Genomic DNA, 17,709 nt, shown 5'->3' on the forward strand with positions numbered 1-17,709 from the left:
ATAACTTATTCACAATATCAAATATTTACTGTTGTCCTTTCCAACCCAAACCTACGGTATGTTTACTATCAGGCAATTGATTTTCTGCTACCCAGCACCTACTCAGTTTAGAATAGATCGTTGGGTGAGAGCCAACCAGGTGGTTGCGCCACGAAAGCTGAGATGAAAAATGGACGGGTAAAGAGGAAGAGAAATTAGTAAAAGCCAGCAAAAGAAAAACGACTAACTTATTGGCATTTTCGCCCTCAAACCAAAGCATAGCGAGAAATTGCTCTACTCTCCATTCAAAGCGGGTAGCCAGGATAGTAGGAATCATTTTAGTTGAACTATAGCGGCAACAATAAGCATCAATGGGCAAGTAAGCTCCTTCACTAAAATAGCAATTGGATACCACTAAGTTAGAAAACTTCTAGACAGCTTTGCTACTATCCAGAAGTCTTTATCTTTTACTACTATTTCTAAGACAAACTACGAAGTTACCAACTACTGCATTGTGGTGGTAGAGTTATCCACTACCAGCTGACCGGGGCGCATTGGATTTACCTTCACTCCGTTCGCCAGTTTATTAATGCCCGAAACCACAATTCTGTCATTAGGATTAAGCACTTCATCGCTTACAATATACTGTTTCCCCGTTCTTCCTTCAATCTTTATCTCTCTTCTCACTACTGTACTATCTTCTTCCTGAAACTGAAAAACAAACCGCTTATCTTGAATAGAAGCCGTGGCACCCTGAGGCACTAAAATAGCGTTAGGGTATATCTGTTCCATGATAATCTTACCGGTGCTTCCGGATCGTAGCAGCGTATCAGGATTGTCAAATTTAGCCCGTAGATTGATTGAGCCGGTCGACTTATCAATCTGGCCGGAGTTCGCATCAATAACCCCTCGCTTAACGTATTCCGAACCGTCAGATAGAACCAACTTCACTTGGCTATTCATCTTTTTGGAAGTAGAATCTCCTTTCATCCTCTCGTAATACAGATAGTCAGCCTCACTCATTGAGAAGTAAACGTAGACATCCTCTACGTTAGACAGTACGGTTAAAGGATCTCCATCAGTTTTCTTTACTAGGTTTCCAATAGATTTAGGAATTCTCCCAATAAAGCCACTTACGGGAGCTTTAATAGTCGTGAATGCCAAATTAATCCGCATGTTAGCTGCTACTGCTTGGGCACGATCCAGAGAGGATTGAGCTACCTCGTAATCGGCTAAAGCTGTTTCCATTCTTACCTTAGAAATAACTTCATTATCGATCAGTGGCTTAATACGATCAATCTCGGTCTTGGCTTTTCGAAGCTTAGCACGTTCTACTTTAACGTTGGCCATCGCATTTTTAAGATCCTCCTGGTAGGGCTGACTATTAATCTTGAACAGTGGCTGTCCCTTCTTAACAAAAACCCCTTCATCAACATAGATTTCCTCCAGTATTCCATCTACCTGAGGGCGAATGGCTACATTTTCTACTCCTTCAATAGAACCTAAGTACTGAAATGATTTTGCGGCTCGTTCTTCCTGAAGCGTCATTACCGGTAAGGGTAATCCTTCATCTTTAGGTTCAGCTTTCTTGCAGCTGAACATTAAGGAAAAAAGTATGACGGCAATAGCCGATCGGTAAAACTCTCTTACGTTTACTGGGTAGTATTGATATTTCATCATTAACTTCAATAGTTTCTCGGGGTTCCGCATATCAATAACTGTACTTTTATTCGTAATGATAAGCTGTTTTGGCTCTAATTGCCTAAATTTCAGCAACATATGCTACTCAATTTTTTGTACACTTCAGGCATTCTACTCTCTAGTACCGAGACAAACTGTAGAATGTTTTACCACACCTTAAACAGAATGTAGAATAATTCTTCAGTTTGGTGACCAATTACCCAAATTGTCACTAAACTTTTCTAATAAAGAAATGTAATATATAGCTAATATAAATACGGTAGCAGATTAGCAGTAACCGGAAAGAATACACGCAGTGAGCTTCCCTGAGCAAGTAATTCTCATAAAAATGCAATTTAGGACACACCACTTACGCTAGCTTCGCTCACCATCACCAGCCTAAGAATTAACTCTCTGTATGATTTATTGATACGTAGTCTTCTATGTAAATAGAATATAGCAAAAGGCCAATAGGTAAGTTTTACCCACAGTTTCACCGATAAACCGACCCACGGGCAAACCAACCTTACGGCTTGAAGGCCGCTTCTGAATAGGGTTTCTTTACAGAAGGAGCTACTGTCCGGATGTTTCGGTAGGTTCACTCAAACCGAGGGCTTCAATTATTAGCGGGGTCACGTTAGATTCTTCAGGATTTTGGGTGTAGACTAACATAGCCTGCCCGTTGACACTCGCCGGAAAGATGTGGGTGTAGCCATTAAGCTGAGCTACCGAGTCAATTGTTTGTTGCACTTTTTGCCGTAAGGGGCTCATGGCTTGCATCACCTTAAATTGCATTTGCTGTTGGGCCGTTTCTTGTTCACTTAAAATATCTTGCTGCAATTCCTGGAGTTCTTGCTCCCGGACTGCCCGCACTGTATCGCTTAAGTTAGCGGCTTCCTGCTGTAATTGAGCAGCCTGTAGCTCTAGCCCCTGCCGCATGGCGGTAAGCTTATTATTGAGCTTTCGTTCAAAAGCAGCTACATCTTGGCGAGCTGCTTTGGCTTCGGGCAATAGCCCCAATACGTATTCTGATTGAACAAATCCGATTTTAAGCCCCTGAGCAAAGGTAGTTGCTGTGCTTAAAGTAGTAACTGAAAGTAAAGTAAGGAATATCTTTTTCATCGGTAGTAGTCCCGTTAGATTGTAATTAAGTGCAAAATAAACCTCGAAAATAGCTAAAACCCAATGATTCCCCTAACATAACTAGAAAGATTTAACAAGAGTTAACGCTTCAATTGAAAATTGACAATGGAAAGGTGAAAAGTAATAGACAGCGATTTGCCTATGAAACTATTAATTGTCCACTGTCAATTTCTTGTTAATTAGGAGAGTTGACCGCCTACTTTTTGTAGTAGTTTTTTGGTGAGCATAACGCCGTCATTTTTGTTTATCTCCTCAAGTTTACCTCCAAACTCAATACCAACGTAGCCCGTAAAATCAGCTTCTTTCACAATAGCCATCAGTTGTTCGTAGTCCATATTTACTTCTTTTCCCCGGCTATTAAACTCAACCGTTTTGGCACTCACTCCTTTAGCGTAGGGCATCAGCTCCTTTACTAATTGATAGCGATCGTAATCTTCGTTCTTAGCGATCTTGGTATTCCCAAAGTCTGGCAATGTGCCTACGTTGTCACGATTAGCTTTTTCCATTACCATCGCCAACCACTTACCATTGGAAGAATAGTTGCCATGATTTTCTACCATAATATTCATGTCCGCTGCTTTGCCATAATCAGCCAGACGAACTAGCGTATCTACAAATAGATCAGCGGCCTCTTCGGGTGATTTACCTTCGTAGCCATTAGCATTAATTCTTACCCCGTGACAGCCTAAGGTGTGGGCAGCATCAATCCATTCGTAGTGCTTTTCTGCCGATTTTATTCTTTCTGACTCAGCCGGACTGGCCGTAGGATACTCCCACAAGTCTAACATAATTAGCACATTGGTTACACCTAAATCATCAGCACGTTGTTTAAGCTCTTTTAAGTACACCTGATCTTTCACTTTGTCAATAAAAAACTGATTTACGTACTCAACCGCATCAATGCCGTAGAACTCTTTGGCTACGCGAGGAAAGTCCAGATTGGTGATAGCTCCCTTACGAATAGGCTGGCGCAGCGACCATTCGGCCAACGACATTTTAAAAAATAAGGGTGATGATTTTAACAGACTGGGTAGTGCCCACGCACCCAGTGAGGCCTGAGCAGTAGTAGATAAGAACTTGCGACGTTGCATTACAAACTAGGATGTGTAAATGTGAAAAATATTGCTATTAGAACCGTCAAGATACGGATTATTTTCTACACACCTTTTTAAAAAAGAAAGTGCGAAAAAGCAGGGAAGCACTTTTGCTACCAATATTGCGGTTAGCCAGGAAAGAGTAGCGCATCTACAACCCTCAGCCATACCGAATTACGTATGAATAACTACTTGCTGCAAGGCTGATTATCATCGCAATAACTGGCTGAAAAATTACAAGAATCTTTTACCTGATAGTCCACCGGAACACCTCGTCGATCCGTCTCCAGATGTAAACATTCTTCTAGTAGTTGCTTCAGTTTCTGCCGTCCGCGCTGAATACGCGACTTCGTTCCTGACAAAGACAAATTTAGTCGTTGCGCTATTTCTCGCTGAGGAATTCCATCTAAATCGCTCATTTTAAGGGGAACTGCGTACTTCTGGGGCAAGCAGTTAATTAGCTCCGGGATAAATGAAGAAATATCGAGTTCCGCCTCCAGTTCTTCCGAAACCCCTTCCGCTACCTCCGGCGAGAAATCAGTTAGTTTGGACTGCTCGCGAAAATAATCATACACCGTGCGCTTGGTTACTTGGTACAGCCACGCTCGCATATTATTTACCGAATCTAGTGACTCGCAGTTTCGGTAGAGCTTTACCAATACATCGCTTACTACTGCCTCACTCTGGGCAGTGTCGTGGAGGCGACGGTTTACAAATTGAACCAGTTCCGCACGGTACTGCTCAAACAAAGGAAACACCCGCTGGCAGGTGTCTCGTTCGGCGTACTTAGTTAAGTCGTTTTTCATTAGTTTGCACAGCAAGTACCATTATGGCGATTTAACGATGCTACCGGAGCTCGGTTAACATGAGAAGCACCGTGGGTTTGAAAAATTTCCCAGGGAATGCCCTGCGGATCGGCAATCCAGGATTTGGTGGAATGCGCGTAGCAACACACTGTTTCCCCCTCCTTAAATTGCTCACCTTTTATCTGATCGAGACGATTAAATAATTCATTTCGCTCCTTCTCAGTCTCTACCTGAATACCCAAATGCTCAACTCCCCCTTCATTACTACTCAGGTTGATTGAAAAATTTACGAGCGGATCGTCCAGCATCCACTTGGCATAATCTGGTTTAAGAACCGTAGGCTTGCTGGCGAATAAACCTTCGTAGAAGGCTACGGATGCTGCTAAATCTTGCACTTTCACGTTGATGTGTAATCTTTTCATCGTAGATAATTTTAGAATGAATAGTGAATTCACCTAGGTGACGAAGAAGCTAACGAAAAGACGCAAGATTTTTTATTTTTCTTCGCTAAGGAGCTGAAAAGTTTGCTGAGCAATAGCTAGTTCTTCATTAGTAGGTACTACTAGAATTTTAATTTTACTATCCTCCGCTTGTAATTCTTGAATGCCACTAACCGATTGATTGTTTTTAGAAGAATCCAATTGAATTCCCAACGCCTCCAGGCCTTCCAAACTTTTCTCTCGAACAAAAGGACTGTTCTCTCCTACTCCAGCAGTAAACACCAAAGCGTCAGCACTACCTAAAACAGCCAAGTAAGCTCCTACGTATTTCTTAATCCGGTAGCAATACATCTCCAGGGCTAGCTTCGCGGGTTTATCCTCTTGCTCCTGCTTCCGGAGTACTTCCCGTAAGTCATTTTCTCCGGTAATTCCCTTCAACCCACTCTCGTGGTTTAGCAGGTGATCGATCTCGGCGGGCGACATTTCTGCCTGCTCACTCAGAAAAAACGGGATTGCTGGGTCAATATCCCCACTGCGGGTTCCCATCATTAATCCGGCCAGCGGACTTAAGCCCATTGAAGTGTCCGTACTTTTCCCATTTTTTACCGCCGTCATGCTGCACCCATTTCCCAGATGAATTGTAATCAGATTTACCGAGTCAAGTGGCTTCCCTAAGAAGCTAGCTGCTTGCTGGGTTACGTACTGATGGGAAGTGCCGTGCATTCCGTATACCCGGATACCATGCTCTTGATACAGGCGATTCGGAACCGGATAACGGTACGTATACGGAGGTATCGTACTATGGAAAGCCGTATCGAAGATAGCCACTTGGTTAGCTTGAGGAAAAATTTGTTGAGATACTCGAATACCTTCAGCATTAGGCGGATTATGAAGGGGTGCCAAAACTGCTAACTCGTCAATTTTTCGCAGAACCTCGTCGGTAATTAACTGGGTATCGCTGTATGCTTCTCCACCGTGCACTACCCGGTGGCCTATTGCAGATAGTTCTTGATTAATCAATACTTTATCAGCCAAGAAGTCGGCAATAATTTTTAAGCCGGCGCTATGATCAGATACCAACTGAGTGTGCTTCGTCTCATTAGAGGAGACTCGCAGAGTTACAAGGGCATTTTCTTCACCAATCTTTTCTATTAATCCTAAAGAAATTTCTTGCTCCTCCGGCATTTTGAATAGACTAAACTTTATTGAGGAACTCCCCGAATTTAATACTAATACATTCATTTTCAGCGATTATGGATTCATAAATTGCCACACAACAGTAAAAAAGTAAAACCTAACCATGACAATAATTCCCCACTCTGTTGTAGATATTGCCCATTGTAATGGACAGAATTTATCATTTACTGCTAGGTTCCATTCATTTCAAATTGGCACAGTTTTCCCACGACGGGAAGTGAATTATTCATTTTTTAATCAAAACTAGCTAAAAATGAGAAAGATACTATTAACTGTAGGACTATCAACGGCCGTAATTTTTGGAGTACAGGCCCAAGAAGCTCCTACCAAAACTAAGAAGAAACAGCAGTCCTCCCAAGAAGAAGTTATTGAAGCACGTAGTAACATCAGCGAAGAGACTTACGAGTCGGAAGATAATGTGCAACGCACTAGTGCCGAGACTCGCTTCAGTGGAAGTGATATGGCTCAAATCAACAACGCTGACGTACCTCAAGAGGTGATGGATAGCTTTAAAAACAGCGATTTTAGCCAAGGTACCATTGAACGAGCTTACGAAATTGATGGTGCTGCCCTACCTCAGATTTTAGAATCTCGAGCAAACTTATCGATGTACCCGGGAGAGCAGCTACCCGATAAACTATACATTTTGCATGTGAGTACTGATGAAGGAAAGGGTATACTTTATATTGGTGACGACGGTGAGTCTATTGCTGAAGAAGAAATTACAACCGATGAATCGGTAAACTTTTTCGGTGAAGCTGAAAAAAAAGCAGAACAGACCACTAATGAAACCGAGGAAACAGTAGAAAACGCTGCTGAGAAAACCGAAAATACGGTAGAAGCTGCCACTTATGAAACTGAAAAGGCGGTGGAAAATGCTGGTGAAGAAATAGAAAAAACAGTAAACGAAACCGAGAATTCAGCAGAAAGTGCTGGCGAGGAAATGGAAGGAACTGCTTATAAAACCGAAGAAGCAGTTAACAATGCTACCTCTGAAGCTAGAGAAGAGCTAAATGAAGCTGATGTAGAACAATCAGCTGAGAATATTGCGCGCGAAACTGAAGAAACAGTAGAGAGCGCTGCTTACGAGGTCGAGGAGACAACTGAAAATGCTGCTAGAAACACAGAGGCTGAGGTAGAAAATGCAGCATACGAAGCGGAAGAGGCTACTGAAAATGTAGCTAGCGAAACCGAGGAGGCAATGCGGAATGCTACCGAAACAGCGGAAGAGACAACCGAAAATGCAGCTCAAGAGGCAGGAGAAGTAATGGAGCCAGCCACTTACGAAGCTGAAAAAGTTGCTAATGAGACAGAAAACAATATAGAAGCAATTACTAACGAAACAGGTAATGACGTAGAGAAAGCAGCTACCAAAACTGAAGAATCGGTAGAAAGTGCTGCTACTGAAACTAAGCAAGAAGTAAATGAAGCAACTCCGGCAGTAAACGAGGAAACTACCGAAATGAGCGAGGCAGCCGAATACAGAACCAGTGAGGCGGCTGAATCAGTAGAAGAAACCGTTGAGCAGGCCGAAGAGAATGTAGAAGATGCGGTTGAAAGAACCGACGAAGTAATTGAAGAGTCCGTTGAGCAAACCCAAGATATAACCGAAGAGACAGCAGAAGCGGTTGATGGTAATGCTTATTCTCAAGAAGTAACTATGAACAATGGACGTGATGAGATCAAAGATCCATCGGTATCATTCGGTTCTAAGAACATGACCGAAGTAGGTGAAGCTAGTCTTCCTCAGTTAGTAAAAGATGCATTCAGCAATAGCGATTTTAGCCAAGGTACCATTGAACGAGCTTACAAAATGGATGGTGCCGTTGTCAGTCAAATTTTAGACGATAGAGCGAACTTAACAATATACGCTGGAGAGCAAATTCCTGAAGCTTTGTATCAGTTACAGGTATCTACCGATGAAGGTACTGGCATAGTATACATTGCTGACGATGGCGAAATTATCGCTTCTGAAAACTTATAATATCGAACCAGATAGTAATCCGAAAAGCTCTGGCTAATAGTCAGGGCTTTTTTTGTTTACTCGGTAATATTCTGTGCCTGAATAGCGGTGATTACTACGGTGTTAACAATATCAGTCACCGTGCAACCTCGGCTAAGATCGTTTACTGGCTTTCGTAACCCTTGCAGTATTGGCCCGATAGCTACGGCTCCGGTTTCTCGCTGAACTGCTTTGTAGGTATTGTTTCCTGTATTCAAATCGGGAAAAATCAGTACGGTGGCGTAGCCAGCTACTTCCGAACCCGGAATTTTCTTGATGCCTACTTCTTTATCCACAGCAGCATCGTACTGGATGGGCCCCTCAATTTTTAGATCAGTCATTCGCTCCTTTACAATTTCGGTGGCTTGCCGCACCCGATCTACATCTTCGCCTTGCCCCGAAGCTCCCGATGAGTACGATAGCATGGCAATTTTAGGCTCAATGCCAAACGCCTCACTGGTTTGCGCCGATGAAATAGCGATCTCCGCCAGTTCCTCAGCATTAGGATTGGGATTGATAGCACAATCGCCGTACACCAGCACCCGGTCGGGCAGTGCCATAAAAAATACGGACGACACGAGCGAAACATTCGGCTTGGTTTTGATAAGCTGTAAAGCCGGGCGAATAGTATGCTGAGTAGTATGCGCGGCTCCGGAGACCATGCCATCGGCTAGTCCTTCCAGCACCATCATAGTACCAAAATAAGACACATCAACTACGGTATCTCGCGCCATATCCAGATTTGCTCCTTTATGCTGACGTAGCTCCACAAACCGCTCGGCAAATTTTTCCGCTTGCGGCGTTTTTGCAGGGTCAATGATACTGACGTGTTCGGTATCAATTCTCAACCCCAGCTTGCCAATATTATTTTTGATAGCCTCCACATTCCCTAAGATGGTTAGGTTAACGATATTTTGCTCCAGTAGAATTTCGGCAGCCCGCAGTACTCGTTCATCATCACCTTCCGGTAGCACAATATGCTTTTTCTCTGATTTAGCTCGTTTCACCAGATTATACTGAAACATGCGAGGGGTCATGCCTCGCTGTTGCACATTACTTACCTTCTCCTGAAGTACTGTAGTATCAATATATTTTTCAAACAGTCGCTTACTCAGCAATATTTTCGTTTCATTTTCAGGAGTGATGCTCGAGGTTATTTTTCCTATTTGGGCAACAGTATTGTAGGTATTTTCTTCCACCGACAGAATGGGTACAATGTCAGTAATACCATCCAGTACCCGCGAAATTGACTCTTCGGGAGTAAATTTAGTCGTCAGCAGAATACCGGCAATATCTGGGTAGTTTTTAGATTGATGCGCTTGCAGTACGCTTAAAATAATATCAGCTCGGTCGCCCGGCGTAATTACCAAGCACTGATCGGTAAGATACGGTAAATAGTGCTGTAGTTGCGTAGCTGCCACTGAGTAGCGGTAGGCTTGCCTATCAAGCTGTTCGCCCCCGTATAGCACTTGAGCCTGTAAATGATTTTTAATTTCTCCTAATGTTGGGCTTTGCAAAGTAGCATTACCCGGAATTACGCCCAGTACAGTTTCTTTTTTCGAAATTCGGTTGCGAAGACTCAACAGCAGCTCGTGAGCTAAATCGGGCTGGGTACGATTGATAATGACCGACACTACTTCGCACTCATTTTCTACGAATGAATCGTAGGTAATCTGTACTGGGCTTAGAATATCCTCAATAGATGAGGATTGATCGCCTCGGGCGAGCAGTAGCACCGGACAGCCCAGATTTTTGGCAAAATCTACGTTAATATTAAAGTCCAGCGTCGCGTTTTCATCAGTAAAATCACTCCCCTCACACAACACAAAATCATACTTTTGCTCCAGGGCTTTAAACTTTTCAATCACGCGGTCTAACACCTGATCGTACTTGCCCTCAAGAATGAGCTCCCGAGCTTCACGACGGTGATAGCCGTAGGATTCTTCGTACGACTGCTTGAGCTGAAAGTGCTCCAGCAGCAGGTGAATATTTTTGTCTTGCTGCCCGGAGTTTCCGCTGATTAGTGGGCGGAAAATACCCACTCTTTCGGTCTTGCGGAGGATCATTTCTAGCATACCCAGGCATACCAAGGACTTACCGGTATGTGCCTCGGTAGTGGTCACGTATAAAGAACTCGCCATCAGAATCTTTGTGGTTTAGCTTAAAAGACTGGCAAGTTACAGGTTTTTTAGTCATTAGTCCACAGTTAATAGTCGACAGTCCACAGTTAGTAGACTACAGTTTATACTTTACAAATCTAAACTGTGGACTATGGACTGTCGACCGTAGACTACCTCTACGTTTTTTGCTTTTTCTTTTCGGCTGCGGGGAATAAAATATTGTTGAGAATGAGCCGATAGCCCGGTGAATTAGGGTGCAGTCGTAAGTCGGTGGGTTGCTCGCCGATGTTGTGCTGGTAATCTTCCGGATCGTGTCCGCCATAAAAAGTCCAGAACCCTCGTCCGTACTCACCGTGAATATATTTGGCTTCGTGGGCTTCACGGTTTTCACCCAACACAATTACGTTCGGGCGAAGATGCTCTTTGCGGAAAGCAGTGGTAGCCCCTAAAAACCCTTTCACCGTGGTTTCATGGTTTTGCGTAAGCATGGTAGGAATAGGATCCCACTTGGCTGAGAACTCAAAGAGAGAAAAATAATCTCGCTCCCTTGGTATAGGACGAGTACTTAAATTAATGTCGATAGATGAAAACTCAATCTCCCAAGGATTGGTAACTACTAAAAAATCTACGAAAGCAAAAGTGTTTTGAAAATCAAGCTTTTGGTTGACCGAGCGATCGGCCGGATCACCATCGTACACTGCCGCGGCCATATCGGTTTCGGCGGTGGCTAGTGCAATATCGTAGGTATCGGTGGCCGAGCACATGGCAAACATATACCCGCCTTTTACTACAAACTTTTGAATTTTCTCAGCAACGGCTCGTTTCAGGTCAGAAACTTTGGTAAAGCCATGCTTATTGGCAATATCCTCACACTCCTGTCGCTGAGCTTGGTACCAAGGATGCATATGAAAAGCCATATGAAATTTACCATATTGCCCAGTGAAATCTTCGTGGTGCAAGTGGAGCCAATCATACTGACTCAAATCTCCGTTCAGTACTTCTTCGTCGTACAGTTCTTGGTAGGGTATCTCGGCATACTTCAGAGCCAGTACCACCGCATCATCCCAGGGACTTTCACTCCGGGGCGTATACACGGCAATCTTTGGAAACTGTTCCAGTCGCATCAAATCCTGATTAGAAGCCGGACTAGCAATTACTGCCGACATTTGATCGGCTTGAGTATCTGAAATTACTTCGTAGGTGATACCCCGAACAATTGCTTCATTCTCTATTGTACTATTATATTCGCACAGAAATGAGCCACCTCGGTAGTTGAGGAGCCAGTCAACCGGAACTTGCTGCTGCAAAATCCAGTACGTCAATCCATAAGCTTTCAGGTGATTGGCCTGCGTTCCATCCATCGGAATGTATAGCTTAGAAGCCGAGGCCCAAGAAGAAAGAAATAGCAACGCTATTGCCAGAAATCTCATCGTAAATAGGTTAGGTAGACATGTAAGATACGATGATTTGGGGAAATTAGCAACCTTGGTCTACTGCCCCAGCAGTATCCACTGCACCCCTATACCGAATGTAATTGCCTTATAATCAAACGATAAAGACCCTTCCTCCACTGTTTCTTGAATGAAATCCGGATTCAGCTGATAACTGTTTTTCATCCAGCTCCCTTCTATCAGTAACAGTGCTTTTTCACCTAGCGGAAACTTTACCTGTCCACCTAGTGAGTATAGCGACCGATTTTGAAAAATCTCGTTGTAAGTAAGCTCCTCATTCAAGTTTACTCCAATATTGGTTACGAAAACTTCATCTGACCGAAAGCGGTAAGTGCCGTAGCGGATAACCGGAGCTAAGTAGATGTTATTGTATACTCGGAAATCATACGATAGTTCGGCACCATATATAATACGGCGACGGGGCCAGTTGCCAAAACCGTAGTCAATTGATCGAACTCCACCCTCAAATGTGTAGCGTTCGGTTTGGCCGATTTGATTACCCTCCGTTTGGATGAAACCTCCAACGTTTAAATTGTACAGTGCGTACGTTAGGCTCACCCCAAACTGACTAATTGCATCTAAAGATGCAGCGATCTCGCGGGAGAGCGATGGGGTTTGATAGGTAATAGTATGATCGCCTTGACCAAAATTTGCCCGCAGTTGCAGAGACAATCTCCCGTGGCGGTTCAACATGGGGTAATAGAAGTTGTTAACTACCGATGACTTGCCTACTTTAATTCCGTAGCGAGCCAGAAAAGCGGGCATAAGTGCCAAATCATACATATAAAACGAGCGTACGTCCGCATCAGTTTCCCGCCTTATCTCAACTTTTTTGATCCCTTGTTTTGTCTTAAAAACGTAGGGTCGCCCCTCATCAGCAAAGGAATAGTCATTGTCTGAGTCAAAGTGGTAGGCCAGTTTTGCCCCCTGGTTCTCAATAACGGCAACATTAATAATATAGTCATCAACCTCAGAATTGCTCGACGGAACGGCTACCATCATTATCAGCGTATCCTGAGCCAAGGGCATCTCCGGAAGCTGAATGGTCATGGTGTAATCCTCAAAAACATCTGAATTGAGGCGAGCCTGATTGATCGCTTGAGTAGACAGTGTATCACTCTGATATTTGAACACTGCGGTAGGTAACGACCCGATACTATTTTGCTCTTCTAGCTCCTGATTATTCTCCAGGTACTGCTGGAAATGAGTAATATCTATTCGGTTAGCATTATTATCATAGATAGGTAGTTCCTGAGCCCATAAAGGTGCTACTGAGCTAAACAATAGTAAGGTGGTTAGCCAGGTTGTGTATACTTGCTTCATAAGAAATTTTAGCTGGTTGGTTCTTGAGTCAACTTCCCATTGACCAGCCAAAGATACGAAGCAGATTTTCATTCTTCAACGCATCGGGTAACCCATTTTGGGGGAAATTTTGGTGAAAAACAGGACAGACGAAACATTTTATCGCTAGAGTACTACCGATATTGGCCGGAAATCCATCGTAGCTGGATACGGCCCATTGTGTACCATAGCGTGGCAAACCTCTACTCCGGTAAGAAATCCATTGACCAGCAATCGCCCGCAACTTTCCGTTCCAATATGGCAATCAGATCGGCATACTCGGTCAGATCATTTTCAGTGGCGTGCAGCGTAGTAGTGCTGAACTCATAAACCGTGTTTTTCTACGAAGACAGTCTATTCGGCATCGGTCACCCCAACCAACTCCTCCAATGATCTAGAATCGGTACACTTAAGTCTTACCCAAAAAAGTTCTACCCAGATCGCTTCGGTTCCAGATGCAATGACTTCTTCTAACGATACCTACGCTCAGCGAGCGGTGGGGTACGTAAAGTTAGTGAACCAAATTGGTAGCTACTTTAACTACTTTCAGCCACCTACGGGGGCGACTAGATCTTCTCAACCTATTACGGTGGCCAACGGTAGAATTGAGGCTACTCAGAAACAATATCTAACGTATACCTGGACTGACCAGCAGACCACAATTGCTTACCAAATATCTGAAGAAGGTGATAAATACGTATGGGAAATTTTCTTGAAACAAGGTGAAGGTGATTTTCAACGATTTATCTACGCGGAAGAAAGCAAAGTTGCCCGAATTGGCAAGATGGATGTATATAACTATTTTGCTGGTCAGGGAAATGATCTACTGATGAAGTATGCTTGGGAAGAAAAAGAGGATGAGTCGTTCATTCTAACTGGAATAGTTCCGAGCGGAGATCTTACTTACGTAATCACCGTAAACCCAGATGCTTCAGGCTCAGCCAAATACACATTTGCTCAAGACAAGTACGAAATCCAGTGGGATGCTGCCGGAAACGGTAATTGGGCTTTCTATTCGGAAGGTTCAGTAGTAACTAGTGGTGATTGGAGCGTATAAACGGAGTTTCACTACTGATAATAGCGGCTACCTAAACCGGGTAGCCGCTTTTTTTATCTCCACTATACTTGATCTTGGGTAAGCTTCCCGTTGACTAGTCTAAAAATACTTAGTGGATTCTCGCTCTTCAACGCATCGGGTAACCCTCGCTGCGGAAAATTTTGGTAGGAGATAGGCCGAGTAAAGCGTTTTATCGCTAGCGTTCCTACCGATGTTGACCGAGAATCAGTGGTTGCCGGATACGGTCCACCGTGTACCATAGCGTGGCAAACCTCTACTCCGGTAGGAAATCCATTGACCAGCAGTCGCCCGACTTTTCGTTCTAATATGGCAATCAGATCGGCATACTCGGTCAGATCATTTTCGGTGGCGTGCAGTGTAGCAGTTAGATGCCCCTCGAGATTTTTTGCTACCTCTAACATTTCATCCTTTGACTGAGCGGCTACGTGCAGACTCGACGGCCCAAACACTTCTTCAGACAAGTCAGGTTGCGCCAGAAAATTTTGAGCACTTGTACTGAAAATAATTCCATCCGCCGATGTAGCAGCTTCAGAACTTTGACTTTTAGCTACCGTAGCTACGTTAGCAGCTTGTCCCATTTGCTCGGCACTTTTTTGGTAGACTTCACTGATTCGGTCAGTTAGCATAGCGTCGGTTGTTACTGCACTCAGCGCCTGTTTGGCTCGCTCTAAGAACTGAGCACTTTCGTCAGATTGTTGAGTAACTAGCACTCCCGGATTCGTACAGAACTGCCCTACTCCCAGGGTTAATGAACCTACCCAGCCTTCGGCGATTTTATCCCGCTGCTGCTTCAACGCTTCGGGCAACACAAACACTGGATTGATACTGCCCATTTCGGCGTAGACCGGAATGGGTTCATCGCGCTGATTAGCCGTATCAAATATAGCTTTCCCGCCTCGGAACGAACCGGTAAACCCAATAGCTTTAATAAGCGGATGCTGCACAATGCCCATGCCGACTTCTACCGATTGCCCTTGCACTAGAGAAAATGTTCCGGCAGGCATACCACTAGCTTCCACCGCTGTAGCTATTGCTCTCCCCACTAGTTCAGACGTACCCGGATGCGCCGGGTGGCCTTTTACGACTATTGTACAACCCGCCGCTAAGGCTGAAGCCGTATCTCCTCCGGCTACTGAAAAGGCTAACGGAAAGTTACTAGCACCAAACACTCCTACGGGTCCCAAAGCAATTTGCATCTGCCGAATATCGGGTTTGGGGATCGGTTGACGGTCGGGAATAGCGGTATCAATTCGGGCATCTACCCAGGTACCATCGCGTAGCAGCTCGGCAAATAGTTTAAGTTGATTAACCGTGCGCCCCCGCTCACCCTGAAGCCGTCCCATTGGTAAGCCCGTTTCCTGATGACAGCGTTCTAACAAGGTATCGCCCAAGTTCATAATTTCCTCACCAATTCTATCCAGAAAATCAGCTCGCTCCTGATCTGATTTTTTCCGATAAACCACAAACGCTTCCTCCGCCACTTTCACCGCTTGATCTATTTCCTCAGCTGTTGCTTCAAAGAATTCAGTAGGCAGCTTTTCTCCGTTAGCTGGGTTTTTCGCTTGAAAAGAGCTATTTTCTGATTTTAAAAAATTATTTGCAATAATCTGATCTCCAGTAATTTGCATAGTATTTATTCAAGTAATGATTTAAAAAATATTCTACAATCTAGTTCTGTATTATTTCTTTTTTCACTTCTCGTAAGTCTCTATAATTTGCTGAACTAACCCCTCAGACTTTCTAAACTCTACTTGCTTTAACTTATCTATTTCATCTTTTAAAGAACTCAACTGCCCATTCACTCTCGCTCGGATTAGTACACCCAATGTACCAGTAACTGTCAACCCCAAACCTTTTGCTACTCGCCTCCCTTTCTTCTCATCAATTAATAGTAAAGCTCCCGTATGTTCTAATTCTAGGGCAATTGAGCTTGCTTCTCCTTTATCTAAATCTAGCTCTAGGATTCGTTGTCGTTCACTATCTTTGATTTCTTTCACCTGAATCCATTCAGGCAAATCATCCCTAAATTCTTAGCGTACTTCTTTGGTGATTGATATTTTAGAGAAGATGTCTTTCAGAAGATGAAGACGGTCTATTTTTGAAAGAACGATCAAGCAGCCGCGTGGCGTCCACTGGTATCAGCAATAACCAGATCAGACATTTTCTAGATCCTTCTGGAGCTCTTCAAAATCATAGCCAAAAACTGAAACTCCATATTTCCCCAGTAGCTCAATGAAAGTTCGTTTGGATACGCCTACCATATCAGCAGCTTGCCCAGATGTCAATTTACCATCTTCATAGAGTTTAGTAGCTATAATCATTTCTACATCAAATTTACTTAGTTGTAGGCTATCAGGTACTTTCAATGTTATCGTGCTCATCTCAATTATAGTCTTTTGCTAGCTAATTTTACGAGGTTCCTTACAATTTTGATTCCATCTACTCAACTGTATTCGTTAACGTACCAATCGGTTCAATGGTGATATTGATTTCATCGCCCGATTGTAAAGTGAAATCACCTTCGGGGATAATTCCGGTTCCGGTCATCAGGTAGCAGCCATTTGGATAGTCCATCTCGCGGTAAAGGTAACTGACCAGATCAGTAAACTTGCGTTTTATTTGATTTACCTGGGTTTCCCCCCGAAAGGTCACTGCCTCACCCCGCCGGATGGTCAGGTGAATTTCAGCATCTTGGGAAAAGGGCTGGTCAGTGATATACAAACCAGGGCCGATAGCGCAACTTCCCCAGTAGCTTTTCGCCTGAGGCAAGTACAACGGGTTCTCTCCCTCAATACTACGCGAACTCATATCGTTACCAATGGTATAGCCCTGAATATTTCCTTGGGAATTTATGAAGAGGGTAAGTTCCGGTTCGGGTACATCCCAGGTAGAATCCTCTCTAATTCGTACGTTAGCTCCGTGACCAACTGTGCGGGCAGCAGTAGCTTTAAAGAATAATTCGGGTCGGTCAGCTTCGTACACCCGGTCGTAGAAGCTACCGCCACCTGCCTCCTTCGCTTCTTCCATCCGAGCATCCCGACTGCGATAGTAAGTCACTCCCGAAGCCCACACCTCCTGATTACCTATGGGCGGTAAAAGATCACTACGCAATAATTCTGCTCCATCTTTCAGCTCTTCCCAGCTAGTATATTGTTGACTAATTTTCTCAAATAGATTATCCTGATTAACCAGTTCGTCCCAATCCTGGTCAGTGTGTAAAAAATAACGATCCTCATAATAAAGTAAAAGACCGCTGGGGGTTCGATACAGTTTCATAGGTTATTAGTAGATTCAGGGTGTTACTACAAAAGTAAATTTATCGGCGAGGATAACAAATCAGCCATTATCCTTATTAACTTACTTTTCGAAAAGTATTAT

Annotated in this window: 17 protein-coding genes; 3 read left to right on the plus strand and 14 right to left on the minus strand. The window is 43.8% G+C overall.

All coding sequences use genetic code 11. The annotated features are described in order from the left end of the window. Window positions 1-25: 25 nt before the first annotated feature. From P0M28_RS30215 to P0M28_RS30245, 7 genes are all read right to left on the minus strand, one after another. Window positions 26-316, minus strand: coding sequence for a hypothetical protein (locus tag P0M28_RS30215; RefSeq protein ID WP_302207243.1), 291 nt, complete (start codon window positions 314-316; stop codon window positions 26-28). A 167-nt stretch (window positions 317-483) separates the two neighbouring features. After that, on the minus strand, window positions 484-1,659 hold the full coding sequence (locus P0M28_RS30220) for an efflux RND transporter periplasmic adaptor subunit (protein WP_302207244.1): 1,176 nt from the start codon (window positions 1,657-1,659) through the stop codon (window positions 484-486). Between the two features lie 573 nt (window positions 1,660-2,232). Continuing rightward, window positions 2,233-2,781 (minus strand): OmpH/Skp family outer membrane protein, encoded by a 549-nt coding sequence (locus P0M28_RS30225; RefSeq protein WP_302207245.1) that lies wholly within the window; start codon window positions 2,779-2,781, stop codon window positions 2,233-2,235. Between the two features lie 200 nt (window positions 2,782-2,981). Next, on the minus strand, window positions 2,982-3,893 hold the full coding sequence (locus P0M28_RS30230; RefSeq protein ID WP_302207246.1) for a sugar phosphate isomerase/epimerase family protein: 912 nt from the start codon (window positions 3,891-3,893) through the stop codon (window positions 2,982-2,984). Between the two features lie 191 nt (window positions 3,894-4,084). After that, window positions 4,085-4,702 carry a sigma-70 family RNA polymerase sigma factor gene (locus P0M28_RS30235; RefSeq protein ID WP_302207247.1) on the minus strand — a complete coding sequence of 206 codons (618 nt, stop codon included), beginning with the start codon at window positions 4,700-4,702 and terminating at the stop codon, window positions 4,085-4,087. Further along, entirely contained in the window at window positions 4,702-5,124 is a 423-nt protein-coding gene (locus P0M28_RS30240; RefSeq protein WP_302207248.1) for an ArsI/CadI family heavy metal resistance metalloenzyme, read from the minus strand. The genes P0M28_RS30235 and P0M28_RS30240 overlap by 1 nt, the downstream gene beginning before the upstream one ends. 72 nt (window positions 5,125-5,196) lie before the next feature. Then, window positions 5,197-6,384, minus strand: a complete 1,188-nt coding sequence (locus tag P0M28_RS30245; protein ID WP_302207249.1) for an acetate/propionate family kinase — start codon at window positions 6,382-6,384, stop codon at window positions 5,197-5,199. Between the two features lie 208 nt (window positions 6,385-6,592). Here P0M28_RS30245 and P0M28_RS30250 point away from each other — a divergent pair, with 208 nt between their 5' ends. Continuing rightward, a complete protein-coding gene (locus tag P0M28_RS30250; protein ID WP_302207250.1) occupies window positions 6,593-8,323 on the plus strand; it encodes a ring-infected erythrocyte surface antigen domain-containing protein in 1,731 nt (576 codons plus the stop codon). Window positions 8,324-8,379: 56 nt separating this feature from the next. Here the strand turns inward: P0M28_RS30250 and pta are convergent, their stop codons facing one another. From pta to P0M28_RS30265, 3 genes are all read right to left on the minus strand, one after another. Next, complete coding sequence (gene pta, locus P0M28_RS30255; protein ID WP_302207251.1) at window positions 8,380-10,482, minus strand: phosphate acetyltransferase; 2,103 nt, start codon at window positions 10,480-10,482, stop codon at window positions 8,380-8,382. 155 nt (window positions 10,483-10,637) lie between these two features. Beyond that, window positions 10,638-11,891 carry an asparagine synthetase B gene (locus P0M28_RS30260; protein ID WP_302207252.1) on the minus strand — a complete coding sequence of 418 codons (1,254 nt, stop codon included), beginning with the start codon at window positions 11,889-11,891 and terminating at the stop codon, window positions 10,638-10,640. A gap of 60 nt (window positions 11,892-11,951) precedes the next feature. Continuing rightward, complete coding sequence (locus P0M28_RS30265) at window positions 11,952-13,235, minus strand: hypothetical protein (protein ID WP_302207253.1); 1,284 nt, start codon at window positions 13,233-13,235, stop codon at window positions 11,952-11,954. A gap of 39 nt (window positions 13,236-13,274) precedes the next feature. Between P0M28_RS30265 and P0M28_RS30270 the strand changes: the two genes are divergently transcribed. Further along, entirely contained in the window at window positions 13,275-13,583 is a 309-nt protein-coding gene (locus tag P0M28_RS30270) for a hypothetical protein (RefSeq protein ID WP_302207254.1), read from the plus strand. A gap of 130 nt (window positions 13,584-13,713) precedes the next feature. After that, complete coding sequence (locus tag P0M28_RS30275; RefSeq protein ID WP_302207255.1) at window positions 13,714-14,310, plus strand: hypothetical protein; 597 nt, start codon at window positions 13,714-13,716, stop codon at window positions 14,308-14,310. A 62-nt stretch (window positions 14,311-14,372) separates the two neighbouring features. Here the strand turns inward: P0M28_RS30275 and P0M28_RS30280 are convergent, their stop codons facing one another. The 4 genes from P0M28_RS30280 to P0M28_RS30295 all read right to left on the minus strand — a co-directional run bounded on the left by P0M28_RS30280 (window position 14,373) and on the right by P0M28_RS30295 (window position 17,607). Then, window positions 14,373-15,959 (minus strand): aldehyde dehydrogenase (NADP(+)), encoded by a 1,587-nt coding sequence (locus tag P0M28_RS30280; RefSeq protein WP_302207256.1) that lies wholly within the window; start codon window positions 15,957-15,959, stop codon window positions 14,373-14,375. Between the two features lie 63 nt (window positions 15,960-16,022). Then, window positions 16,023-16,346, minus strand: a complete 324-nt coding sequence (locus tag P0M28_RS30285) for a PIN domain-containing protein (protein WP_302207257.1) — start codon at window positions 16,344-16,346, stop codon at window positions 16,023-16,025. Window positions 16,347-16,484: 138 nt separating this feature from the next. After that, window positions 16,485-16,712, minus strand: a complete 228-nt coding sequence (locus tag P0M28_RS30290) for a UPF0175 family protein (RefSeq protein WP_302207258.1) — start codon at window positions 16,710-16,712, stop codon at window positions 16,485-16,487. Window positions 16,713-16,770: 58 nt separating this feature from the next. Next, a complete protein-coding gene (locus P0M28_RS30295) occupies window positions 16,771-17,607 on the minus strand; it encodes a fumarylacetoacetate hydrolase family protein (RefSeq protein WP_302207259.1) in 837 nt (278 codons plus the stop codon). Window positions 17,608-17,709 lie beyond the last annotated feature (102 nt).

Source organism: Tunicatimonas pelagia (assembly GCF_030506325.1).
Taxonomy (GTDB): domain Bacteria; phylum Bacteroidota; class Bacteroidia; order Cytophagales; family Cyclobacteriaceae; genus Tunicatimonas; species Tunicatimonas pelagia.